We start from the raw sequence: 22861 nt of genomic DNA, 5'->3' as shown, positions 1-22861 counted from the left end.
GCCCGGCCTTCTACCCTTGACTACTGATGAGCACCACCACGCCCGCGACCGCGGAACCGACCCCCGGCGCCCTGCGCGCCCGGCTGCGCGACCTCATGCCCGCCGACCGGCACCGCCTGCGCCGGCGGCTGGACGGTCTCGAGAAGATCCGGGACGAGCGCCGCCGTGCGTCCGTGCTCGCGCAGATCGCCCGCGACACCGACGAGGCCGAACTGCGGGTGCAGCTGCGTCGGGAGTCCCTGCCCGAGCTCCACTACCCCGAGGAGCTCCCGGTCAGCGACCGGCGTGAGGACATCGCCGAGGCGATCCGCGACAACCAGGTCGTCATCGTGGCCGGTGAGACCGGGTCCGGCAAGACCACACAGCTCCCGAAGATCTGTATGGAGCTGGGCCGGGGTGTGATGGGCACGATCGGCCACACGCAGCCCCGCAGGCTCGCGGCCCGCACCGTCGCCGAACGCATCGCCGACGAGGTGGGGACGCCGCTGGGCGAGACGGTCGGTTACAAGGTGCGCTTCACCGATTCCTCCAGCAGCAACACGCTGGTCAAGCTCATGACCGACGGCATCCTGCTCGCCGAGGTCCAGCACGACCGCATGCTGCGCCAGTACGACACGCTCATCATCGACGAGGCGCACGAACGCAGCCTCAACATCGACTTCCTGCTGGGCTACCTCAAGCAGTTGCTGCCCAAGCGCCCCGACCTCAAGGTCGTCATCACCTCGGCGACCATCGACCCGGAGCGGTTCTCCCGCCACTTCGAGGACGCCCCGATCGTCGAGGTCTCCGGCCGCACCTACCCCGTGGAGGTGCGGTACCGGCCCATCAGCGACGAGATCCTCGACCCGGAGGAGAAGAACCCGGGCGGGGGGACCGACCGCGACCAGACCCAGGCGATCCTCGACGCCGTCGACGAGCTCGGCAAGGAGGCGCCCGGCGATGTCCTGGTCTTCCTCAGCGGTGAACGCGAGATCCGCGACACCGCCGAGGCGCTGGAGAAACAGAAGCTCCCGGGCACCGAGGTCCTGCCGCTGTACGCACGGTTGTCGGCGGCCGAGCAGAAACGGGTGTGGAGCTCCCACCGCGGCAGGCGCATCGTGCTCGCCACCAACGTCGCCGAGACCTCGCTGACCGTGCCCGGGATCAAGTACGTCATCGACCCCGGTACCGCGCGGATCTCGCGTTACAGCCACCGCACCAAGGTCCAGCGCCTGCCCATCGAAGCGGTCTCGCAGGCCTCCGCGAACCAGCGCAAGGGCCGCTGCGGCCGTGTGTCCGAGGGCATCTGCATCCGCCTGTACTCGGAGGAGGACTTCCTCTCCCGGCCCGAGTTCACCGACCCCGAGATCCTGCGCACCAACCTGGCCTCGGTCATCCTCCAGATGGCCTCCCTCGGCCTGGGCGACGTGGCCGCGTTCCCGTTCGTGGACGGGCCCGACCACCGCCAGGTCAAGGACGGCGTCAACCTCCTCGAGGAGCTCGGCGCCCTGGCCGCCGGCGACAAGAGCAAGGGGGGCAAGCGCTCCCTGACCAAGGCGGGCCGCCGCCTGGCGCAGCTGCCCGTCGACCCGCGCCTGGGGCGCATGGTGCTCGAGGCCGAGGAACGCGGCTGTCTGCCCGAGGTTCTGGTCATCACCTCCGCGCTGTCCATCCAGGACCCGCGCGAGCGCCCCGCCGACAAGCAGCAGCAGGCCCAGCAGGCGCACGCCCGGTTCAGCGAGAAGGAATCGGACTTCCTCGCCTATCTGAACCTGTGGACGTACCTGCGGGAGAAGCAGCGCGAACTCTCCGGGAACCAGTTCCGCAAGCTGTGCCGCGAGGAGTACCTCAACTACCTGCGTGTACGCGAGTGGCAGGACATCCACGGCCAGCTCCGGCAGGTGCTGCGCCAGTTGGACATCGAGGTGCCCGCCCCGAGCGAGAACGCCGCCGACCCGCGCGGTGTGCACATGTCGCTGCTGGCCGGGCTGCTGTCCCACGTGGGTCTCAAGGACCCCGACAAGCACGAGTACCAGGGCGGACGCGGTGCCCGGTTCGCGATCTTCCCGGGTTCCGCGCTGTTCAAGAAACAGCCCCGCTACGTGATGGCCGCAGAGCTGGTGGAGACCTCCAAGCTCTGGGGCCGCATGGTCGCCAAGATCGAGCCCGAGTGGGCCGAGGAGCTCGCCGGACACCTCGTCAAGCGCCAGTACAGCGAGCCGCACTGGGAACGCAAGCGCGGTGCCGTCATGGCCTTCGAGCGCGTGACCCTGTACGGCGTCCCGATCGTGGCCCAGCGCAAGGTCTCCTACGGGAAGATCGACCCGGTGCTGTCCCGGGAGCTGTTCATCCGCCGTGCGCTGGTCGAGGGCGACTGGGAGACCCGGCACCAGTTCTTCCACGACAACCGCGAGCTCCTGGACGAGGTCGAGGACCTCGAGCACCGGGCCCGGCGCCGCGACATCGTCGTCGACGACGAGACCCTCTTCGACTTCTACGACCGGCGCGTGCCGGAGCACGTCGTCTCGGCCGCCCACTTCGACTCCTGGTGGAAGAAGGCCCGCCGCAGCGAGCCCGAACTGCTCGACTTCACCCGCGACGAGCTCATCAACGAGGGCGTGGACGAGGTCAGCGAGGACGACTACCCCGACACTTGGCGCCAGGGCCCGTTCGTCTTCCCGCTCACCTACCAGTTCGAGCCTGGCAGCGACTCCGACGGCGTGACCGCGCACGTGCCCGTCAAGTACCTCAACCAGGTCGAGAACAAGGGCTTCGACTGGCAGATCCCGGGCCTGCGCGACGAGCTCGTCACCGCGCTGATCCGGTCCCTGCCCAAACCCCTGCGCCGCAACTTCGTTCCGGTGCCCGACAACGCCGCGAAGGCTCGTGGGGGCCTCGACCCGTCGGACGGCTCTCTGCTCGAGGCGCTGGCGGCCGAGCTCGGCAAGATGTCGGGCGAGCGCATCGCGGCCGACGACTTCGACCTGACTCGGGTGCCCGACCACCTGCGCATCACGTTCCGGGCCGTCGACGACAAGCACCGTACGCTCGCCGAGTCCAAGGACCTGGAGAAGCTGCGCGTCAAGCTCAAGCCGCGCCTGCGCGAGGCCATCGTCACCGAGGCCAAGGGTGTGGAGCGCAAGGGCATCACGTCCTGGGACTTCGGCACCCTGGAGCAGACGCTCGAGCGCAAGGCGCTGGGCCCCAACGTCAAGGGGTACCCGGCGCTGGTGGACGAGGGCGAGAGCGTCGCGATCCGCATCTTCGACACCGCACCGGAACAGCGCGCCGCCATGCGGGCCGGGACCCGCCGCCTGCTGCTGCTCACCGTTCCCTCGGCCGCCCATGCCGTCAGCAAGGGGCTGAACAACCCCGACAAGCTGGCGCTGGCCGACAACCCGCACGGGTCGGTGAAGAAGATGCTCGCCGACGCCGAGGAGGCTGCGGTCGACCACCTGCTCGTCCGCGAGGGCGGCCCGGTGTGGGACGCCGAGGCCTTCGCCTCGCTCGCCGAGCGGGTGCGCACCGACCTCGGCGGGGCCCTCGCCGAGATCCTCGACAAGGCCGCGCGGGTGCTCGTGCTCTGGCGCAAGGTCTCCAAGAAGGTCAAGGGCACCACCTCCATGGCGGTACTGCCCTCCCTCAACGACGTGCAGGGCCAGCTCGGCGAGCTCGTCTTCGACGGGTTCGTCACCCACGCGGGCCTGGCGCGCCTGGACGACGTGCACCGCTACCTGCGCGGCATCGAGTACCGCCTCGACAAGCTGCCGGAGAACCCGCGCCGCGACCAGGTGAACATGGCCAAGGTCGTGCAGATGACCGAGGCCGTGCGCCAGGTGCGCGGGCGGCTCGGGCCCGGCCGCGAGGCCGACCCGGACGTCGTCGAACTGCGGTGGATGCTGCAGGAGTACCGGGTGAGCCTGTTCGCACAGGAACTGCGTACCGCCTACCCGGTCTCGGACAAGCGCATCACCAAGGCGATCGAGGCCGTCAAGAACGCCGGCAAGAAGTGAACGGTGGCGTGAGCCCCTTCCCGGGGCCGCTCGGGCCCCGGACGAACGTGGCGGCGGTGTTGTCGGAGCGGGCGTGGAGCGCGCTTCTGCGCAGCCAGGCGCCGGTCGGTACCCCGCCATCGATCAGCTTCAGCGCCGGCCGACCGGGGCGTTGCGGCGCTCCTCGTTCTGTTTCTTCGAGCCGAAGAAGTCGCCGCCCTTGCGCAGGGTGTCGTCGGTGCCCCACGACTCCTCCGCGCCGACCTTGCGCAGGTGGGGGATGTGCTTGCGGCAGTGGATGTAGGCCTCCTCGACCTCGACCACCATCCACGCCAGCGCCTTCTGCCCCGGCACCTGCGGTTCGGGCAGGCCGGGCACACGCGGGCGCAGCTCCGCGTCGACCATGATCCGGACACGGCCGTTGACGTGCAGACCGATGCGTTCGCGCTCGAAGTCCAGGAACATCAGCCCGATGTGCGGGTTCTCGGTCACGTTGCCCACACTTGCGAACACCCCGTTGCCGCGGAACTCGGGGAAGGCCAGCAGGCGGTCGTCGATGACGTGCACGAACCCGGGCGGCCCCGCGCGGAAGCTCGAGTCGCACTCGCCGCCGGCGTCGGCCGTGGCGATGAACAGCATCTCCTGCTGGGCGATGAACTCCCGCATCATCGGGTTGAGGTGGTCGAGCATCTGGTCCCGGTAGAACCGCGAGGCACGGTCGGAGGTCCCCATCGCCTCCTGGACACGGTGCTCACCGTGGGATCCGGGGAGAGGGAGCTGGCTGTCCTGAGTCATGTGCGAGGGCTTTCGACGGTGGGTGTGGTGAAGGCGGTGGGCGGGGACCGGGAGAGGCCGGTCGGGGCCGGAACGGGGGCGTCCGGTTCCTGCTGCCCGGGTCCTACGCGGGGTTTTCGGAACGTGCGGCCGCGTGCTCGGCCCCGTCGATCATGTGGGCGGTGACCCACTGGTACACGAGGACCCACGCCGAGCTCATCGAGGACGACCACGTGGGGGAGACGTCGCTGACCGCGCGGATCAGGGCCCGGCCGACGTGGGGGTAGTGCTCGGCGCGCACACCGAGCTCCTTGTAGTGCTGATACCCCAGTTCACGGAGGTGGTCGGCGATGTCGTCGGGGGTGTCCAGGTGCTGGACGACGGCGATGAGCGCGTCGGCCATGCGCTGTTCCTGCGGTCCGATGTCGGCGGAGAACATGCCCCTGACCTCGGGGACCATCGCGAACAGGTGCTCGTAGAAGGCCGTGGCAAGCCGGGTCGAGCCCTCGGGCAGGCCAACGACCGAATGGCGGACCAGGTCGATGACGTCCTGGCTCGGGAGCGGTACGTCGGAAAGGGAACGGAGTGTCACGGACGGGTCCAGGGTGCGGGAGAGCGGGGAAAGGAAGGCCCGGGACCGGAAGGCCCGAGGAGGGCCCCAGGGGATGCGGGACGGCCGGGGACGGGCCGACCGAAACGGCGCCTCCGGGTTTCGGACACGCCACTTCGGCCTTTTGGGGAGGAACTGTAACAGATTCGCTAAGACGCGGGCAGACGCCGCAATGTGTCTCTCCCGGATCGGTCCGTTTGCCGCGGCCGCCGTGTCACCGCTCCAGGAACCAGTCCGCGAACTCGGCGAGGTCCGCACACACCCGGTCCGGGCGCCAGGGGCCCTCCGCGGCCTGTGCCGCCGTCGTGCTCCCACTGAGGACCAGGGCCGCGGACAGGCCTGCTTCGTTGGCCATCCGGATGTCGGTGGCGAGACGGTCGCCGACCATCCAGCACTGCTCCGGTGCAAGACCCAGCCGGCCCGCGGCCGCGTGCGCCATCGTGGCGGCCGGTTTGCCGACCACGATGTCCACGTCCCGTCCCAGCGCCGTCTCCAGGGCGGCGATCTGGGCCCCGCAGTCGGGAAGCTCGCCGCCCTCCACCGGACAGGTGGCGTCCGGGTTGGTGGCGGCCACGTAGGCGCCTCGGCGGGCGGCCTGGAACGCCGCGTTGAACTTGGCGTAGTCGAGGTTCCGGTCCCACCCCATCGCCACCGAATCGGCCTGTTCCCACCGCGAGGTCGTGGTCAGTCCGGCGGCGGCCAGCTCTTCGTGCAGCGGTGCCTCGCCGATCACCAGGACACGCCGGCCCGGGCCGAGCCGCTCCAGCAGGTGCCGGGCCAGGACGTCGTTGACCGTCACGAGGTCGTCCGGCCCGGCCGGTACCCCCAGCGCGGTGAGCTTGTCGGCGTGGCTCCGGGCGCGCGCCACGGATTTGTTGGTGGCGAACACGACCCGGTGTCCGGCTGCGCGTATCCGGCCCAGGGCGGAGTCGGAGCCCGGGATCAGGCTCTCCCCCCGGTAGACGGTTCCGTCCAGGTCCACAACGAGGCCGGGCATGACACTGCACTCCGTTCCACACGCGATGTGCCGCCCGCGTCAGGCACGAGCGGCACATCCCCGATCATCCGCGGTGCGTCGTCGGCCACCGTTCAGTACAGCGAGTTGCGGCTGAACTTGTAGGCGATCTGCTGCAGGCTGATCACGATCACCAACAGGATCACCGACATCGCCGCGGCCGGATAGCGTTCGCCCCGGAGCAGGTTGTTGAAGATGTCGCGGCTCATCGGTTCCCAGTTGGACGGGGCGATCAGCACGGTCAGGCTGGTCTCCTTGAGCACCGTGACGAACACCAGGATGCCGCCTGCGAACAACGCCGGGCGCAGCAGCGGCAGCACCGTCGTCATCACCGCGGTGATCCGGTTGGCCCCCAGGCTGCGCGCCGCCTCCTCGACATCGGTGCCGATGGCCTGCATGGCCCCGACCGCAGGACGCACCATGTAGGGCAAGCGGCGGATCGCGTATCCGACGACCAGGAGCAGGGCGGTGCCGTACAGCGCCAGCGGCTGGGTGTTGAAGGTCTGCATCAGTGCCAGCGCCAGGGCGATACCGGGCACGATCAGCGGCATCGTCGCCAAGAAGTCCAGGCCGGCCGCGCGGTGGCGCACCGTGTAGTAGGCCACCGTGGCCGCCACGAACAGCGCGATCAGCAGCGCGCCGCCGGCCAGGGTGAGACTGTTGGCGATCGCGCCCCAGGACCGGTCGAGGACCCGCTCGTAGTGCGCGGTGGTGAAGCTGTCCGGCAGGAACGTGCCGCGCCAGGTCGTGGCGAAGGAGAGCACCAGCACCGACAGCAGCGACAGCACCGGGACCAGGGTGAAGGCCATGGTGAACAGCGACAGGGTGTTGCACAGCCCGCGGTGGCGGACCAGTGGTGCCGGCTGCCCCCCGCGTGCGCTGAGAGTGCCGTAGTCGCGCCCGCGCAGCACCAGACGCTGCAACGAGAAGAACAGCGCCACGACCACGACCATGACCATGACCAGTACCGAGCCCGCGGCCCAGTCGAAGAAGCCGGCGATCTCGCGGTAGGCCTGCACCACGATCAGGTTCAGCCCGTCGATGCCCAGGATGATCGCGGCACCGAAGTCACTGAAGGTCGTCGCGAAGACCAGCAGCAGCGCGGACAGCAGCGAGGGCAGAGCCAGTGGGAATGTCACGGTCAAGAACGTGACCACCGAACGCGCGCCGAGACTGGAGGAGGCCTCCTCCACCTGTGCGCTGCTGATCCGGAACGCCGCGACCATGGGCCACAGCGCGAACGGGAACAGGAAGAACAGCAGCACGAGCACGAGCCCGGTCATCGAGTAGGGGTTGATGAGCTGGCCCGACCCGCCCAGCTGCTGCCAGAGGCCGGTGACCCAGCCGGCCTGGCCGAACATGGTGATGAAGCCGCCCGCCGCCGCGAACGTGGGGACCACCATCGGGATCGTGCACAGCACACCCAGCGTGCGCTTGAACGGCATCGCGGTGCGCGCGAAACCGTAGGCGATCGGAGTGCAGAGCACCATCGCCAGCAGCGCGACTCCCAGCGCCAACAGCAGGCTGTTGCGCAAGGCCTCCATGTTCTGCGCCGAACCGACGGTCTCGATGAACGTGGTCAACGAGGCGCCACGGAGGTCGGAGATGTTCTGGTCGCGGATCTCCCCGTCCACGAGCGAACCGAAGATGTTCACGGTCTCGCCGGTGAATGCCACGACCACCATGGACAGCAGCGGGATGATCAGGAACAGGGTGAAGAAGCCCAGCACCAGGACTCTGCACAGGGACAGCAGGTCCAGGTGGAACGAGCGCCGGGAGCGCTTCCTCCGCGGCGGGGGAGCTCCCGGGGAGGACCCTCCGCCCTCGGGGGGATCGGCCACTGCCGTACTCACGATGAGTCCCCCTCCGCCACGATGATCCGGTCCGGGTCGATGGACAGCTGCACCTCGGTGCCGACGGACAGAACCGCGTCGGCGCCCCGGAAGGTGTCGGTGACCTCGACGAGCTGCCGGGTGCCGGTGAGGAGGCCGGTCGCCCCCGAACCCTCCGCCCCGGTGGACGTCGCCCCGTCGTCCGCGCCGACGTCCACCGTGTAGACGATGTTGGGCCCGAGGTAGGTCACTTTGGAGACCGTGCCGTCGAAGGTGTTCCCGGTGTCCGGGCCGGCACCGGACCTGGGTCGGACCGAGAGCGCCTCGGGGCGCATGATCAGCCGCACCTGGTCGCCGACGGCGGCCTCGAAACCGGATACGCGTATCCGCCTGCTGCCCAGCCGCACCTCGGTGCCCTCGGCGTCGGTCCTCTCCACGGTGGTGTCCACGATGTTGGAAGAGCCCACGAAGCGCGCGGCCCACGACGAATTGGGCCGGTCGTAGAGCTCGGTGGGCCGGTCCACCTGCTCCAGGCGGCCGTCACGCATCAGGGCGATGCGGTCGGCCATGCCCATGGCCTCCTCCTGGTCGTGGGTCACGAAGATCGTGGTGATGCCGACCTCGCGCTGGATGTGGCGGATCGTGTCACGCATCTGGATCCGCAGATTCTTGTCCAGGTTGGACAGCGGCTCGTCCATCAACAGCACGGACGGGCGCCGCACCAGGGCCCGGGCCAGCGCCACACGCTGCTGCTGGCCCCCGGACAGCTGGCTCACCTGGCGTTCGTCGTAGCCTCCCAGCCCGACCTGGTCGAGCGCCTTGTGCACCTGTTCGCGGATGTCGGCGGACCTACGGGCGAGGCGTTTGCTGAACAGGCCCGCGAAAGCGCCGATCCTTCCGTTGTAGAGGTCCCGCATCAGCAGGCCGTAGGCAACGTTCTGGAACACGTCGTAGTGGGGGAAGAGCGCGTAACTCTGGAACACCATGCCGGTGTCGCGCTTGTGCGGCGGAACGTGGTTGATGAACCGGTCGCCGATCCAGATCTCGCCCCGGGTGGGGCTCTCGAAGCCCGCGATGCAGCGCATGGTCGTGGTCTTGCCGCAGCCGGAGGGGCCCAGGAGGGCGAAGAACTCGCCGTCCTCGATCTCCAGGTCCACGTTGTCGACCGCGACAGTCGCGTTGGCTCCCGAACCGAAGCTCTTGGACAGGTTCCGCAGACTGACGGATACCATCGTTCACCTTCCTGGCTGCTGCTGAAGCGGGGCCGCGCCCCCGCAGAGGCGGTGCCGGCTCCGGCCCGACCGTGCGGGCGGGCCGGGACCGGCACCTGCGGCACGCTGTGGAATCGGCTCGAGTGAGCGGGCCGGTCAGCCGATCCGCTCGCGCCATTCGTCGCGGGCGTCGTCGTAGTTGTCCACGACCCAGTCGACGTCCAGGTCCTGGGACTGCGCCTCGACCTCCTCCATCGTGATCGGGCTGCTGGCGTCCACGTCCTCGTCCAGCGGGATGTGCTGCCAGTCGGCCCGGATCTGCTGGCCCTCGGTGGACATCATCCAGTCGATGAACTCCTCGGCGCCCTCCTGGTTGGGCCCGTCGCTGATCCGGGCGATCGGGTTGACCAGGACCGGGGTCTCGTCGGGGATGTGGAAGTCCACCGACTCGCCGCGGTCCGCGTGCTGGTAGGCCATGAAGTCGTAGCCCACCGCGATGTTGGCCTCCCCGGTCGTGATGGCCTCGGTCGGAGCCCCGCCGGAGTCCGGGATCGCGGTCGCGTGGTCGGCCAGGGTCTCCAGGTAGTCCCAGCCCTCTTCCTCGCCCATTTCCATCAGCTGGCTGAGCACCAGCAGGGTGGCGGTGCCCGATGCGGCGGGGTTGGGGAACTGCAGCTCGCCCGCCCAACGGTCGTCGGCCAGCTCCGCCCAGGTCTGCGGAAGCTCGTCCTCGTCGATCTCGTCGGGGTTGTAGGCGAGCCCCAGGACGAACAGCTCGGCGCCGGTCCAGCCCCAATCCGCGTCGCGCAGCGGGATGTCGCCCCGGGTCTCCTCCATGTCCTCGACGGTGGAGGGGGTGTAGGGCTCGATGATGCCCTGGTCCAGCGCGTTCTCGAACGGCATCCAGCCACCGCCCCCGTACCAGACGTCCCCTTGGGGGTTGTCGGACTCGGCGATCATCTCGTTCACGAGTTCATTGGTGCCGGAGTAGTTGACCTCCACCTCGTAGTCGTGCTCCTCCATGAACGCGTCGGCCAGCTCCTGGGTCATGTCCGGCGTTTCTGGGGAATAGAAGTTGATCACGCTGTCGTCACCGCCGAAACCCCCGCAGCCGGTGCTGACCAGCACGACCGCACCGGCAGCGGCCGTCAGCCGCAGGCCCTTGTTCATCTGCGCTCCTCTCACACGGCCCGGGGCGGGCACGGCCGCTCGTGGACCAACCCGGCACCCGCGCGGAACCCCGAACGGGTCAGGCAGCGCTCACCGGGCACAGGGCAGCGGGGGCCGCATGCCAACGGCGTGCCTCCTGGATGGGGCAGCCTTGTTCGCTACCGGTTCTGTTCGGATTTCGGACAATAAGCAGGTGTCCACAGCTTCGTCAAGAGAATGGGTAGTGGAAACGTTCGTTCACGTACTTTTTTGTTCCTGGCCGAAAATGTGATGATTTCCTGTTGGTTGCGTTGCTGATTTTTGATGGGGCGGCCGGAGGAATGCGGCGGGCTTCGGTCCGGCCGCGCGGACGGAGCCTCGCGGCGGTGCCGGGGCCGGGCGGTGCCCCGAGCCCTCCCGGCCTCCGTCCCGTGGTATGGACCAAGTGGTACATCCGACCCCGCGGGAACGAGGTCCCACGTGAACGCATCTCCCACACCGTCCCCGGACCCCTCCGGAGCCGATCCTCTGACCGGCCGCCGCATGCTCTACGTCGGCACCTACACCCCGGGCTCCGAACCCGCGGGCCGCGGCGAGGGCGTGTACCGGGTGTGGTTCGACCCGAACACGGGTGAGTTCGAGGACGGGGGCCTGGCCGCGCGGTTGACCGGACCCTCCTTCCTCGCGCTCAACGCCCACCTGCCGTGGGTCTACGCGGTCGGGGAGCGGGCCGAAGGGACCCTCACGGCCCTGCGTATCGAACACGACGGCGGCCTCACCGAGCTCGGGTCCGATTCCAGTCACGGGGCCTCGCCCTGCCATGTGCGCGCGCTCGGCGAGACGCAGGCGGTGGTGGCCAATTACGCGGACGGTCGGGTCGCGATCGACGGCTTCACCCGGGAGGGGGCACGCAACTCCGGACCCGACGTGTACTCGGGCGAGCGCGAACCCCGGCAGCTGTTCGACCACACCGGCCACGGCCCCGACCCCGACCGGCAGGAGGGCCCGCACGCACACAGCAGTCTGCTGGTGCCCGATACCGTTCACCCGGAGCTGAGCACCCTGCTCGTGGCCGACCTGGGCACCGACGAGCTGCGGGCGTACCGGGTGGGGGAGCCGGTCCGGCCCGAGTTCCGAGAACCGTCCGGGGGCCTCGGCCCCGGCATCGAGTTCCTCCCGAACGGCCTCCAGGGCCGGGTACGCCTGAAGCCCGGTTCCGGCCCCCGCCACATGGCCGTGACGCGCGACGGCCGCCACGTCTACGTCACCGGGGAGCTCGATTCGCGCGTGCACGTGGTGCGCTGGACCGGCGACATCGACCATGCGCAGTACCTCGGTTCGGTGCCGGCCACAGCCGAGGAGGCGGCCGGCACGAACTTCCCTGCCGAGCTCGCCCTCCACCGCGACCACCTCTACGTGTCCAACCGCGGCGCCGACGCGGTCTCCACCTTCGCCCTCCGCGACGGCGGTGCGCGTCCGGAGCACCTCGCCGACACTCCGGTGGGGGCCTGGCCGCGCCACTTCGCCGTCGTACGGGGGCACCGAGACGAACCCGACCACCTCGTCGCCGCCGCGCAGAACGGGGACTCCCTCATGTCGCTGCGCCTNGGCCCCCCGCCGACCCCGGGCACCGGCTCGCGCTGCCCGATCCGGTCTGTGTGCTCCCGGTGCCGCTGCGCCGCATCCGCCGGGGAGAGCGGCCCGGGGGCTGACGGGGTGCCGAGCGCGCTTCCGGCTGCCCGGCCACGGGGCGCCCCCGCGGCCGCGGCCGGCCCGTCTCAGCCGCGCAGTTCCTTCTTGAGGATCTTGCCGGTCGGCCCGGTCGGCAGCGCGCTCATGAGGCGGATCTCCCGCGGGTACTTGTAGGCGGCCATGCGCTCCTTGCAGAACGCGACGAGGTCGTCCTCCGTGGCCGCCGACCCGGGCTCCAGCACGATGCACGCCACCACCTCCTCGCCCATGCGTTCGTCCGGGCGCCCGACCACCGCGGCGCCGGTGACCTCGGGGTGCTCGTACAGGACCTCCTCGATCTCCCGCGGGTAGACGTTGTAGCCGCCCCGCACCACGAGGTCCTTCTTCCGGTCGACCACGTAGAAGTAGCCGTCCTCGTCGGAGTGGCCGAGGTCGCCGGTGTGGAACCAGCCGTCGCGCAGCACCTCCGCGGTCGCCTCGGGCCGGTTCCAGTATCCCTTCATGGTGTTGTGGCCGCGCACCACGATCTCGCCGACGTTCTCCCGGCCGGGAGGGAGCTCGCGCCCCTCGGGGTCGACCACGCGCACGCGTACACCCCAGATGGGTTTGCCGATCGAGCCGACCTTGCGCTCCTCGGCGCTGGTGTTGACCGTGGTGCCGCTGGCCGTCTCCGAGAGCCCGTAGCCCTCCAGGACCACGATGCCGGGGAAGGCCTCCTCGACCTCGCGCATGACCTCGGTCGGCATGGGCGCCCCGCCGCACGAGCCGATGCGCAGCGCCGACAGGTCCGCGCCCGAGGTGTCGGCGGCCAACAGCTCCTGGTACATGGTGGGCACCCCCGCGAAGACGGTGCACCGGTACCGCGCCATGGCCGCGACGACCGCGTCCCGCTCGAACCGCTCGACCAGCACGATCGTTCCGCCGCGCCGTACCGCCCCGTTGAGCACACTGGACAGCCCGAACACGTGGAACAGCGGTAGCACCGCCATGGTCACGTCGTCCCCGCGCAGCCCGAGCTGCTCGCCGGCGACGGTGCAGTTCATGTAGAGCTGCACGTGGGTGAGCTCGGCGCCCTTGGGCCGCCCGGTCGTGCCGCTGGTGTAGATCAGGGCGGCGGTGTCGCTCGCCTGCACCGCGGCCGGTTCCCCGCAGTCCTCGGCCCGCAGCAGCCCGTCGAAGGCCGCGGTCCCGTCGGGTCGGTCGCCGGAGCCGGTCAGCAGGACCTGTGGGCGGCCGAGCCCGTCGGGTCGGCGACCGCGGCCTCCACGCCCTTGAGCGCCGTCTCGGCGGCCAGGGTGTGCGCGACGAAGACCCGCGCCCCGGAGTCGTGGAGATGGTGCGCGATCTCGGGCGCCTTGAGCAGCGGGTTGAGCGGGACGACGATCAGCCCGGCCTTGAGCGCGCCGAAGTAGGTGAACAGGAACTCGGGAACGTTGGGCAGCTGCACGGCGACCCGGTCGCCCCGCTCCAGGCCCAGATCCAGCAGGGCGGTGGCGACGCGGCCGGACGCCTCGTCCACGTCGGCGTAGGTGAGGGTGGCGCCCTCGTCGGTGTGGCAGAGGGGCTTGTCGGGGTGGGCGATCCGGGACTCGGTCAGGATGCTGGCGAGGTTGAAGCTCAACGCGGACCTCTTCCGGGGGAGGGCTCACTCGAAGCCATCGGGAACGCACTCGTACCTGATGGCCCGGACGCTACCACGCATGTGATCTGACGCACAGGGACTCGCGTCGCCCTGGAATCGCCGCTCCGAGTCGGGTATGGCGGTGAAACGCCTCCGCGGGTAGTATCAATACTGATACTTTCCAGGGGTGGCCAGTATTGACGACCTCCTCGAACACATGCGGAACCAGCCGGCCGCGGTGAGGTTCACCGACCTCCGACGCGTGTGCAGGCACTACTTCGGAGAGCCCCGACGGGCCAAGGGCTCTCACGAGATCTACAAGATGCCCTGACCGGGCGATCCCCGCGTCAATATCCAGAACTTCAAGGGCAAGGCGAAGCCGTACCAGGTGAAACAGGTTCTCGCCGCGATCGACAGGCTGGAGGAGCCGTGATGGGCAGAGCAGACCACTACGCCTACCGTGTGCGCTGGTCCGCCGAGGACGAGGCCTACCTCGGCACGGTCGCCGAGTTCCCTTCCTTGTCGTGCCTCGAAGGCGACCGAGCCGCCGCTTTCACGGGGATCCAGGAGCTCGCGGCCGAGGTGGTCGAGGACATGCTCGACGCCGGAGAGCAACCCCCCGAAGCGATCGCGGACCGGGCCTTCTCCGGCAAGTTCATGGTCCGCGTGCCCCCCGAGGTGCACCGGGAACTGGCCATCGAGGCGGCCGAGCAGAACGTCTCGCTCAACCGCCTGGTCTCCGCCCGTCTCTCCGGTCCCGCCGGCGCCGGGGTTTCGGCCGGCGGCACGTCCGGCGGGTGAGGCGTGCGGGGCGGGGGCTCAGCCCTCCGCCTCCAGGTGGCGCATCAGGGCCACCGACGCGCCGGTCAGGTGGTCGACGAGGGCCTCCGGGTCGTCGACCATCCCGCGTTCGATCCAGTCGATGACCACCTGGGTGGCGCCCGAGACCATCGCCAGGAGGACACGCTCGTTCCGGACCCGGTCGCGCGGGCGGTCCAGCGCCCTGCGGGACAGGCGCCCGAACAGCTCGGCGGTGCGGCGCATCAGCCCGCGCCGCCGCATCTCCATGCGCGGGGCGTTGATGTAGATGACCCGCGCCCGGTCAGGGTGCTCCCGCATCAGGCCCACCCAGGCCGACATCATGCCCCGGAGCAGGTCGTCCAGGCCGTCGGGGTCCTCCGGGGCGCCGCGGTGGATGCCGTCGAACAGCCAGTCGATCAGCTCCCGGTGCAGGCAGCGCATGAGGTCGCGGCGGTCGTCGAACTCCTCGTAGAAGTGCCGCTTGGACACCCGTGCGCGCGAGCACACGTCGGCCACGGTCACCTCGTCGTAGGGGCGGACTGCGAAGAGCTCCAGCGCGGCGTCCTTCAGCCGTGATCTGCGGTCGGCGGCGCGTTCCTCCTGGGAGCGTCCGCCGTAGGTCGAGTTCCGGGCGGGGCTTCGGGCTGCGGACGGGCGGTCCTTCGGGGTCACTGTGTCCTCTCCAGGGGATTTCGGGGGTCCGGGGGCGGGCTCGCGGGAACCCAGGGCGAACACCTTAGAGCCGTCGGGTGGCGGGTGGGTCGGGAGACCGCGGCGAAAATTCTGGAACGCGTGCGTTCCGAACTCTTGTGGGTCGACCACACCTTCCCCATACTGTGTCCCACGCCACAAGGGCGAGCGCGACGCCGCAGGGCGGCGGCCTCACGCGCGACCACCACCCCCGGAGGTTGACTTGGCCCTCCCCGACTCGCGCACCAGCGCCGCCGACGCGCGGCGCGGCACCCTCGCCGACCCGCGCGTGATCATCGTCCTCCTCTTCCTCGCCAACCTGCTCAACTTCTACGACCGCACGATCCCCGCGATCGTCACCGAACCCATCAAGGCCGAGTTCTCCATCACCGACGCCCAGATCGGCATGATCAGCGCGGCCTTCACCATCGTCTACGCGCTGTTCGGAATCCCCCTGGGGCGGTTGGCCGACCGCTACTCGCGCAAGGCGATCCTCATCGTCGGCCTCGTGGCCTGGAGCCTGTTCACCGCGGCGACCGGGATGGCCGGCGGGTTCATCATGCTGGTGGTGATCCGCCTGCTCGTCGGGGTGGGAGAGGCGGCCTTCGCGCCCGCCGCCAACTCCCTCATCGCGGACATGTGCCCCTCCAAGAAGCGGGCCGGGGCCGTTGGGCTGTTCCAGCTCGGCCTTCCCGTGGGCCTCACCCTCGCCTTCTTCACCGTCGGCCCCATCACCGAGGCCTTCGACAGCTGGCGGGCCGCGTTCGTGCTCGCCGCGATCCCCGGCCTGCTCCTGGCCGTGGTCATGCTGTTCATGCGCGAACCCGAACGCGGCTCCACAGAGGCCGACCGGGCCGTCGACCGCGGCGACAAACCCTTCCGGCGTCTCGTGGCCGTGCCGACGCTGTGGTGGCTCTCCATCGCGGGGATCGGGATCCAGGTCTCGGCCTACGCCGTGTCGACCTTCAGCGTCCCCCTCTTCCAGCGGTACTTCGACACGAGCATGTCCATGGGCGGCCTCTACGCCGGCATCACCATCGGCGTCACCGGGCTCATCGGCCTGACCCTCGGCGGACGCATCGCCGACTGGGCCAGCCGCGCCTCCGTCGTGGGCCGGGTCCTGACCGGTGCGGTCGCGCTGTCCCTGGCCGCGCCGCTGACCTTCGGCGCCTTCCTGCTCGGGCCGGACGCGGTGGGGCTGTTCGTGCTGATCTTCTCGGCCGGCTGGCTGCTGCAGTACATGTTCTTCACCGCCGCCTACCCCGCCATCGGCGACGTGGTGGGTCCCCGACTGCGCGGGACCGCCTTCGCCCTGTACCTGGCCGCGTCCTACCTGATGGGCGGGGCGTTCGGTCCGGTCGTGGCCGGTGCGCTCTCCGACCGCTTCACCGCGGACGCTGCCGCCGACGGACTCTCCGCCGCCGAGGCCGGCGCCGTGGGGCTGCACGCCGGGCTCATGGTGGTCATCCCCGCCGGCCTGCTCATCGCCGGGCTCGGGCTGTTCGCCGCCGCCCGGTACGTGCGCCGCGACCACCAGCGCATGCGCGAGTCCCTGGAAAGGATCGAGGACGCCTGACCCTGGCCCGCTGGGCCCGCGCCGTGCCCCCGCGCGCCCGGGAACCCCGTAGCCCTGCACCCGCGCGGGCCGAACCACCCCGGGAAAAGGAGAGGGGCCGCACGGTACACGCCGCGCGGCCTCTCCCGCGTTCCCAGGTCTCGTTCCGGGCCGGTCGACCTCACCCCATGGTCTTCTGGCCGTCCAGGGCCTCGCGGATGATGTCGGCGTGCCCGCAGTGCTGGCTGGTCTCCCGAACCAGGTGCAGCAGGACCTTGCGCGCGCTCCAGAAGACCTCGCCCTCCAGCCACGGCGCCGGTGCGAGCTGGTGGCTGCGGTCGAGGTCGGGGAGCGCGCGCACGTACTCCTCGGTCTCGCTCGCGGCCCGGGTGTAGTCTGCGAGCACGCTCTCCAACGTCTCGCCGTCCAGCAGCTGGAACGTGCGCGCCTGCTGTTCGAACGGCTCGGGGGAGCTCCAGTCGACCTCCTCGGGACCGTTCTCGATGAAGTCCATCCACTCCCGCTCGACCGAGGTCACGTGCTTGACCAGCCCCGCCAGGGTCAGTTCGCTGACGGTGGTGGGCGTGGTGGCCTGCTTCTCGTTCAGGTCCTTCAGGGTGTGGAGCAGGAACCCCCGCTGTTCGGCGAGCACCTCCAGAGCGGCCTCGCGCTCGGCGTCGACGGTGCTCCCGGTGCTGGTGGTCGTCTCGCTCATGATCGTTCGCCCCCGTGTTTGTGTGGCCTGTCACACAGAACGCTACGCCCGGCCTCCGACATTTCCCGGGGCTTCCGCGCGGGGTCACCCGGTCGAGAGTTCGCACCTGTGCCCGCATCACACGTAGTCCGCCGGCCGGAACGGGACGGTCGCCTCGTGGGCACGCGCCTCGACAGCAGCGCTGTCGACGATGTCCTCGAGCTCCTCCAGGTAGGAGACAGGTACCAGGACGCAGGCCCCGGTCCGCCAACGCCTGCGCCAGCGCGTGCACGGTGCTGCCCGTGCCTGCGGCGTCCTCACCCATGTCGCCCCTCGCACTCGGCCTGGACCGACCATTTTCGCCGGTCGTCCGGCCCGGTGTGACGCGGGTATCAGTGGGGTCCCCACAACGGCACGGGTACCGAGTCTGTGACCCCCGCCCTCCACACACGTCCCGCGCGTAACGGACAATGGGCTCTGTTTGTGACCTCCCACCACTCACCCCGAGGGGAAGACCCATGCCCGTGCAGCGGACCACCGACGTCCGGTACCGGGGCCTGACCGCCCGCGACCTCGCCCTCATCGCCCTGTTCGCCGCGCTCATCGCCGCCCTCAGCATGTTCGTGGCGATCCCGATCCCGTTCTCCCCGGTCCCGATCACACTCCAGACGCTCGGCGTCATGCTCGCCGGCGCCCTCATCGGGTGGAAGCGNNCCCCGCCCTGCCGCTGTTCGCCGGCGGCCGCGGCGGCCTCGCGGTGCTGGTCGGCCCCTCCGGCGGCATGATCCTCGGCTGGCTCCTGGGCGCCCTAATCATCGGCGCGCTCACCGAACTCATGCTCCGCAACGGCCGGTACCGGTTCTGGAAGGGCGCCGCGATCAACGTGCTCGGCGGCATGGTCGTCATCTACGCCGTCGGTGTGCCGTGGATGGCGGTCGTGCTCGGTGACGGCGCCCTCGCCTCCCTCATGGCCGTCGCGGTCTACCTCCCCGGCGACCTCGCCAAGGCAGTGGTCGCCGCCCTGATCGCCGCGACCGTGCACCGCGCCTACCCGATCCCGCCCGCCGGGCGCCCGGTCACGGCCGCCGAGGAGGGCCGCGCCTGATGCTGCGTCTGGAGGGGGTGAGCCACGCCTACGACGGGAACCCGGTCCTGCACGGCATCGACCTCGAGCTGAGGGAGCACCGGATCGGGGTCATCGGCGCCAACGGGTCGGGCAAGTCCACGCTCGCCCGCACGCTCAACGGCCTGGTCCTGCCCGACGAGGGGCGGGTGTGGTTGGGGGAGTGGAACACCCACCGCCACGCACGGCACATACGCCGCCGGGTGGGGTTCGTCTTCTCCGACGCCGCCAACCAGATCATCATGCCCACGGTCGCCGAGGACGTCGAGGTGGGCCTGCGCCCGCTGAAACTGGGTCGCGAGGAGACCGCGCGCAGGGTCGACCGGATGCTGGAACGCTACGGGCTCGCCGCCCACCGCGACCACCCCGCGCACCTGCTCTCCGGCGGCCAACGGCAGATGCTCGCGCTCGCATCGGTCCTGGCCACCGAACCGGAGATCCTGGTCTGCGACGAGCCCACCACCCTGCTCGACCGGCGCAACACCCGTATGGTCCACCGGGTCCTGGACACCCTGGAACAGCAGGTCGTCCTGTTCACGCACGACCTCGACCTGCTGTCCGGGTTCGACCGGGTGCTGGTGGTCGAAGGCGGCCGTGTGGTGCACGACGGTTCCCCCGAGGAATCGGTCGCCTTCTACACCCGCCTCATGGACGCCGCTCCGGCCACCCCGCACGATCCCGACCCGGCCGTCGGTGCCGACCCCGAGCGGGGCGGCGCCCCGGGCCCGGCGCCGGAACCCGGTGGACGACGGTGAGCGCGGTCGGCCTGTACGTGCCCGGAACGGGCCCCCTCCACCGGGTTCCGGCCGGGGCCAAGCTCCTCTCCCTGCTGGTAGCCGGTGTCGCACTGGTCGCCGTCGCGCACCTGTGGGTCTCGGTGGCGGCGCTCGCCGCGGCCGTGGCGGTCTATCCGGTGGCCGGCCTGTCGCTGCTCCACGCCTACCGGGTGGTGCGGGTCCTGTGGCCGTTCCTTCTGGGTATCGCCGTGTTCCAGAGCCTGATGGGGGAGTGGACCGAGGCCGTGCGCCTGTGCGCCCAGCTCGGTTCGCTGGTGCTCCTGGCCAACGCCGTCACGCTCACCACACGCGTGAGCGCGATGCTCGAACTGTTCCAGCGCCTGGCCCGGCCCTTGCGGCGCGTGGGTGTGGACCCCGACCGGGTGGGCCTGGTCCTGGCCCTGACGGTGCGGTCGATCCCGATGGTCGGCCAGGCCTGGCGCGCGGCCCGGGAGGGGTACCTGGCGCGCGGGATGTCGGGGCGCCCACACCTGCTCGTGGTCCCGGTGATCGTGCAGTTGTTGCGGATGGCCGAGGCGACCGGCGAGGCGTTGGTTGCGCGCGGCATGGACGAGGGCGAACGGGAGGCCTGACCCCCGCTGGGGCACGGTTCCCTCACCATCGCCTCCCCCGTCAGTGCCGAGCCGACATCGGATGGGTGATTTGAGGGTATTTGACCTGAATGATAGACACCCGTCTGTCCGTTCCGTCGACGGAGCCGGTGATGCCATGTCTCGTCGTCCACCCGCTGTGACCCGGACTCGTACCAACGTCGTCGCGGCCGTCGCGGCGGCGCTCTCAATGCTGGTCGTCCTGTCGGCCTCCGGCGCCCCTGCCCACGACGATGCGCACACGGTCGACGCGCTGCTCGCCCGTGACTCCGCCACACTGGAGCCCTCTGACCCGGCCTCCGACCCCGCCGTGCACGGCGTCCCGCTGGATGAGGAGCGCCGCGCCGAGCTCACCGCCGAACTCGACACTCTGGCCCAGGGGCACGACTTCGGGATCGCGGTGCAGGACCTGCGCACCGGTGCGACCTTCAGCCACGGCGCGCACGTCCGGATCCCGACCGCGAGCGTGGCCAAGCTGTCGGTCCTGGCGATGCTGGTGCACATCGCGGAGCAGGACGGCCGCGACCTCACCGACGCCGAACGGGCCCAGGTCGAGGAGATGATCCGGTACAGCGACAACGAGGTCACCGACGACCTCTACGACGACATCGGCTACACCGAAGGTTTCGAGGAGGGCGCCGAGGCGTTCGGTCTGCACCGTACGGAGCCGGACCCGGAAGGATCCTGGGGTTCGACCATGACGACCGCCGCCGATCAGCTCCGCCTCCTGCGCGCCCTGTACCTGGACGAAGGGCCGCTGACCTCGGAGGGCAACGCCCAGATCCGTGAGCTCATGGAGTCGGTCGCCCCCGAACAGGTGTGGGGCGTGAACGCGGCCGCCGGCCCCGGCGACACGGTCGGGCTCAAGAACGGGTGGGTGCCCCGCGAGGACAACGGCGGCCTGTGGACGGTCAACTCCGTCGGGTACGTTGCCGGCGACGAGCGCGAGTACCTGGTCGCCGTGCTCTCCGACGGTCAGGCAGACTACGGGGGCGGTATCGCGATGGTCGAGGAGGCCGTCCTCCACGTCACCGGCGCCATGGAAGGCGGCACCGTGCCCGACGCGGCGTCACCCGAGCGCTGACTGTGCTCAGCCCTTGTGCCGCAGGACGCTCACGGCGAAGTCGGCCCCCTCCGACCAGGCCTTGATGTCCCAGGTCGCGAACCGGTGCTCCACCGCGAGTCCGGCGGCGGTCACGTGCTGGTCGAACTCCGCGAGGGTGAGCGTACGGCCCAGCCCGAAACCCACGACGACGAACCCGTCGGCCCTGACGTGGCGCGCCACGGAGGCCAGCACGTCGGTCTCGGACCCGGGCGCCACGAAGCACATCACGTTGCCGGCCAGGACCGCGGCGTCGAACGGCTCATTGATCCCGTGCCCGGCCAGATCCAGGTCGGCCAGATCGGCGACGGCGTACTCCGGCCCGGGGTGGTCCTGGGCTGAAGCCTCGATCAGGGCCGGATCGACGTCCACCCCGACGACCTGGTGGCCGCGGCGGTGCAGCTCACCGGAGATCCTGCCGCTCCCGCACCCGGCGTCGAGCACCCGGGCCGCGCGTGGCAGCATCGCATCCACGAAACGCGCTTCCCCTGCCAGGTCGGCCCCTTCGGCCGCCATCGTGCGGAAACGGTCGATGTACCACTGGGAGTGGCCTTCCTTGGTCTCGGTGAACCAGCGCGTCGCTCTGCTCATACCCCGGACCCTAGCCGGGGAGCCGAGGTGAGAACACCGTCCTCCGAACTTCGGGGGAGGCCCTGCGCCATGGCCACAACCGGCCACCCCCTGCCGGGGCACCGTACTCGTGGGCGAGAACACGAGAGGGCCCCGCGTTCGCGGGGCCCTGCCGTGTGCGACCGGACGGAGACGCCGCCCGGTGGCCGGTCCCGGACGGCGTTCGACCGATGGGGCGCCCTAGTCGAGAGGACCGCCCGACACATAAATGACCTGCCCGGACACGTAACCGGCGTCCTCACCCGTGAGGAACGCGATCGTGTTCGCGATGTCGTCGGGCTGACCCGCGCGCCGCACGGGGATCTCCGCCTCCTTGAACGCCTTCATCTCGTCGAACCCGACCCCGATGCGATCGGCGGTCGCGCGCGTCATCGCGGTCTCGACGAAACCGGGGGCGACGGCGTTGCAGGTGACGCCGAACTTGCCCAGCTCGATGGAGAGCGTCTTGGTGAAGCCCTGCAGGCCGGCCTTGGCGGTGGAGTAGTTGGCCTGGCCCCGGTTGCCCTGCGCCGAGGAGCTGGAGAGGTTGACGATGCGCCCCCACCCGTGCTCGGTCATGTATGCCTGGGCGGCCTTGCTCATCAGGAACGCGCCCCGCAGGTGCACGTTCATGACGGTGTCCCAGTCCTCCACCGACATCTTGAAGAGGAGGTTGTCGCGCAGGACCCCGGCGTTGTTGACCAGGATCGCGGGCGGGCCGAGGCGGTCGGCCACTGACTTGACCGCCGTCTCGACCTGGTCGGGGTCGGAGACGTCGCAGCCCACGGCCAGGGCGGTGCCGCCCTCGGCGGTGATGCGGTCGACGACCTCCTGGGCGTCGGCCTCCTTCAGGTCCAACACGGCGACGGAACGACCCTCACGTGCGAGGCGCTCGGCGGTGGCGGCTCCGATACCGCGGGCCGCTCCGGTCACGATCGCCACTCGAGGTGTTGCGGACATAGGTGCGTTTACCTCCATCTTTCACGCGGTGGGCGCGGAGGAATCCTATCGCCATGCCTGCCGGT

The 22861-nt window shown here is 70.2% G+C and carries 20 protein-coding genes and 2 pseudogenes; 9 read left to right on the top strand and 13 right to left on the bottom strand.

All coding sequences use genetic code 11. From position 1 onward, the window contains the following. Nucleotides 1-26 precede the first annotated feature (26 nt). Nucleotides 27-3992 (top strand): ATP-dependent RNA helicase HrpA, encoded by a 3966-nt coding sequence (gene hrpA, locus D474_RS0118410; protein WP_017614995.1) that lies wholly within the window; start codon nt 27-29, stop codon nt 3990-3992. A 129-nt stretch (nt 3993-4121) separates the two neighbouring features. On the opposite strand, the gene D474_RS0118405 is transcribed toward hrpA, so the two are convergent. The 6 genes from D474_RS0118405 to D474_RS0118380 form a co-directional block, all read right to left on the bottom strand. Further along, nucleotides 4122-4766, bottom strand: coding sequence for a pyridoxamine 5'-phosphate oxidase family protein (locus D474_RS0118405; RefSeq protein ID WP_017614994.1), 645 nt, complete (start codon nt 4764-4766; stop codon nt 4122-4124). Nucleotides 4767-4869: 103 nt separating this feature from the next. Further along, nucleotides 4870-5337, bottom strand: coding sequence for a globin domain-containing protein (locus D474_RS0118400; protein ID WP_017614993.1), 468 nt, complete (start codon nt 5335-5337; stop codon nt 4870-4872). 232 nt (nt 5338-5569) lie between these two features. Further along, nucleotides 5570-6352, bottom strand: a complete 783-nt coding sequence (locus D474_RS0118395) for an HAD-IIA family hydrolase (RefSeq protein WP_017614992.1) — start codon at nt 6350-6352, stop codon at nt 5570-5572. 92 nt (nt 6353-6444) lie between these two features. Continuing rightward, a complete protein-coding gene (locus tag D474_RS0118390; protein WP_204367125.1) occupies nt 6445-8223 on the bottom strand; it encodes an ABC transporter permease in 1779 nt (592 codons plus the stop codon). Further along, complete coding sequence (locus D474_RS0118385) at nt 8220-9434, bottom strand: ABC transporter ATP-binding protein (RefSeq protein WP_017614990.1); 1215 nt, start codon at nt 9432-9434, stop codon at nt 8220-8222. The genes D474_RS0118390 and D474_RS0118385 overlap by 4 nt, the downstream gene beginning before the upstream one ends. A gap of 135 nt (nt 9435-9569) precedes the next feature. Beyond that, complete coding sequence (locus tag D474_RS0118380; protein WP_017614989.1) at nt 9570-10583, bottom strand: ABC transporter substrate-binding protein; 1014 nt, start codon at nt 10581-10583, stop codon at nt 9570-9572. A gap of 522 nt (nt 10584-11105) precedes the next feature. Between D474_RS0118380 and D474_RS29245 the strand changes: the two are divergent. Beyond that, a pseudogene (locus tag D474_RS29245) lies at nt 11106-12274 on the top strand (lactonase family protein). 66 nt (nt 12275-12340) lie between these two features. On the opposite strand, the gene D474_RS33925 reads toward D474_RS29245, so the two are convergent. Both D474_RS33925 and D474_RS33920 read right to left on the bottom strand, forming a co-directional pair. Beyond that, a complete protein-coding gene (locus tag D474_RS33925) occupies nt 12341-13387 on the bottom strand; it encodes a class I adenylate-forming enzyme family protein (protein WP_275040805.1) in 1047 nt (348 codons plus the stop codon). 80 nt (nt 13388-13467) lie between these two features. After that, the gene (locus D474_RS33920) at nt 13468-13875 is read right to left on the bottom strand and encodes an AMP-binding protein (protein WP_275040804.1); all 408 of its coding nucleotides are present in this window, start codon (nt 13873-13875) and stop codon (nt 13468-13470) included. Nucleotides 13876-14062: 187 nt separating this feature from the next. On the opposite strand from D474_RS33920, the gene D474_RS33495 reads away from it, so the two are divergent. Together D474_RS33495 and D474_RS0118360 are read left to right on the top strand one after the other, a co-directional pair. Next, complete coding sequence (locus D474_RS33495; protein ID WP_017614988.1) at nt 14063-14206, top strand: hypothetical protein; 144 nt, start codon at nt 14063-14065, stop codon at nt 14204-14206. 101 nt (nt 14207-14307) lie between these two features. After that, entirely contained in the window at nt 14308-14676 is a 369-nt protein-coding gene (locus tag D474_RS0118360; protein WP_017614987.1) for a type II toxin-antitoxin system HicB family antitoxin, read from the top strand. Between the two features lie 18 nt (nt 14677-14694). Here D474_RS0118360 and D474_RS0118355 read toward each other — a convergent pair whose 3' ends face one another. Beyond that, entirely contained in the window at nt 14695-15348 is a 654-nt protein-coding gene (locus D474_RS0118355; RefSeq protein WP_017614986.1) for a TetR/AcrR family transcriptional regulator, read from the bottom strand. A 241-nt stretch (nt 15349-15589) separates the two neighbouring features. Between D474_RS0118355 and D474_RS0118350 the strand changes: the two genes are divergently transcribed. Then, a complete protein-coding gene (locus tag D474_RS0118350) occupies nt 15590-16942 on the top strand; it encodes a spinster family MFS transporter (protein WP_017614985.1) in 1353 nt (450 codons plus the stop codon). Nucleotides 16943-17102: 160 nt separating this feature from the next. Here D474_RS0118350 and D474_RS0118345 read toward each other — a convergent pair whose 3' ends face one another. Further along, a complete protein-coding gene (locus D474_RS0118345; protein ID WP_017614984.1) occupies nt 17103-17636 on the bottom strand; it encodes a DinB family protein in 534 nt (177 codons plus the stop codon). Nucleotides 17637-17753: 117 nt separating this feature from the next. Then, complete coding sequence (locus D474_RS29230; protein ID WP_017614983.1) at nt 17754-17936, bottom strand: hypothetical protein; 183 nt, start codon at nt 17934-17936, stop codon at nt 17754-17756. A gap of 197 nt (nt 17937-18133) precedes the next feature. On the opposite strand from D474_RS29230, the pseudogene D474_RS29225 reads away from it, so the two are divergent. The 4 genes and pseudogenes from D474_RS29225 (at nt 18134) to D474_RS0118320 (ending at nt 21209) form a co-directional block, all read left to right on the top strand. Beyond that, nucleotides 18134-18720, top strand: a pseudogene (locus tag D474_RS29225) (biotin transporter BioY). Further along, on the top strand, nt 18720-19493 hold the full coding sequence (locus D474_RS0118330; RefSeq protein WP_017614982.1) for an energy-coupling factor ABC transporter ATP-binding protein: 774 nt from the start codon (nt 18720-18722) through the stop codon (nt 19491-19493). Before D474_RS29225 ends, D474_RS0118330 begins: the two are co-directional and overlap by 1 nt. Beyond that, nucleotides 19490-20107: an energy-coupling factor transporter transmembrane component T family protein gene (locus tag D474_RS0118325; RefSeq protein WP_017614981.1), complete on the top strand. Its 618-nt coding sequence runs from the start codon at nt 19490-19492 to the stop codon at nt 20105-20107. The genes D474_RS0118330 and D474_RS0118325 overlap by 4 nt, the downstream gene beginning before the upstream one ends. A 136-nt stretch (nt 20108-20243) precedes the next feature. After that, nucleotides 20244-21209 (top strand): LppW family protein, encoded by a 966-nt coding sequence (locus D474_RS0118320; protein ID WP_040703917.1) that lies wholly within the window; start codon nt 20244-20246, stop codon nt 21207-21209. Nucleotides 21210-21215: 6 nt separating this feature from the next. On the opposite strand, the gene D474_RS0118315 is transcribed toward D474_RS0118320, so the two are convergent. Together D474_RS0118315 and D474_RS0118310 are read right to left on the bottom strand one after the other, a co-directional pair. Further along, nucleotides 21216-21818 (bottom strand): class I SAM-dependent methyltransferase, encoded by a 603-nt coding sequence (locus tag D474_RS0118315; protein ID WP_017614979.1) that lies wholly within the window; start codon nt 21816-21818, stop codon nt 21216-21218. 219 nt (nt 21819-22037) lie between these two features. Next, complete coding sequence (locus D474_RS0118310) at nt 22038-22796, bottom strand: SDR family oxidoreductase (protein WP_026118607.1); 759 nt, start codon at nt 22794-22796, stop codon at nt 22038-22040. Nucleotides 22797-22861 lie beyond the last annotated feature (65 nt).

The sequence above is a fragment of the Nocardiopsis salina YIM 90010 genome (assembly GCF_000341025.1).
Classification (GTDB): Bacteria; Actinomycetota; Actinomycetes; order Streptosporangiales; family Streptosporangiaceae; genus Nocardiopsis; species Nocardiopsis salina.
Note: the sequence above shows the minus strand (reverse complement) of the source record. Positions and strands in the feature narration are given on the sequence as shown.

Bases quoted from the DNA above. Each gene is read 5' to 3' on its own strand.
- hrpA (WP_017614995.1), top strand. From the start codon at position 27: ATGAGCACCACCACGCCCGCGACCGCGGAACCGACCCCCGGCGCCCTG.
- D474_RS0118405 (WP_017614994.1), bottom strand. From the start codon at position 4,766: ATGACTCAGGACAGCCAGCTCCCTCTCCCCGGATCCCACGGTGAGCAC.
- D474_RS0118395 (WP_017614992.1), bottom strand. From the start codon at position 6,352: ATGCCCGGCCTCGTTGTGGACCTGGACGGAACCGTCTACCGGGGGGAG.
- D474_RS0118385 (WP_017614990.1), bottom strand. From the start codon at position 9,434: ATGGTATCCGTCAGTCTGCGGAACCTGTCCAAGAGCTTCGGTTCGGGA.
- D474_RS0118380 (WP_017614989.1), bottom strand. From the start codon at position 10,583: ATGAACAAGGGCCTGCGGCTGACGGCCGCTGCCGGTGCGGTCGTGCTG.
- D474_RS0118360 (WP_017614987.1), top strand. From the start codon at position 14,308: ATGGGCAGAGCAGACCACTACGCCTACCGTGTGCGCTGGTCCGCCGAG.
- D474_RS0118345 (WP_017614984.1), bottom strand. From the start codon at position 17,636: ATGAGCGAGACGACCACCAGCACCGGGAGCACCGTCGACGCCGAGCGC.
- D474_RS0118330 (WP_017614982.1), top strand. From the start codon at position 18,720: ATGCTGCGTCTGGAGGGGGTGAGCCACGCCTACGACGGGAACCCGGTC.
- D474_RS0118320 (WP_040703917.1), top strand. From the start codon at position 20,244: ATGTCTCGTCGTCCACCCGCTGTGACCCGGACTCGTACCAACGTCGTC.
- D474_RS0118315 (WP_017614979.1), bottom strand. From the start codon at position 21,818: ATGAGCAGAGCGACGCGCTGGTTCACCGAGACCAAGGAAGGCCACTCC.
- D474_RS0118310 (WP_026118607.1), bottom strand. From the start codon at position 22,796: ATGTCCGCAACACCTCGAGTGGCGATCGTGACCGGAGCGGCCCGCGGT.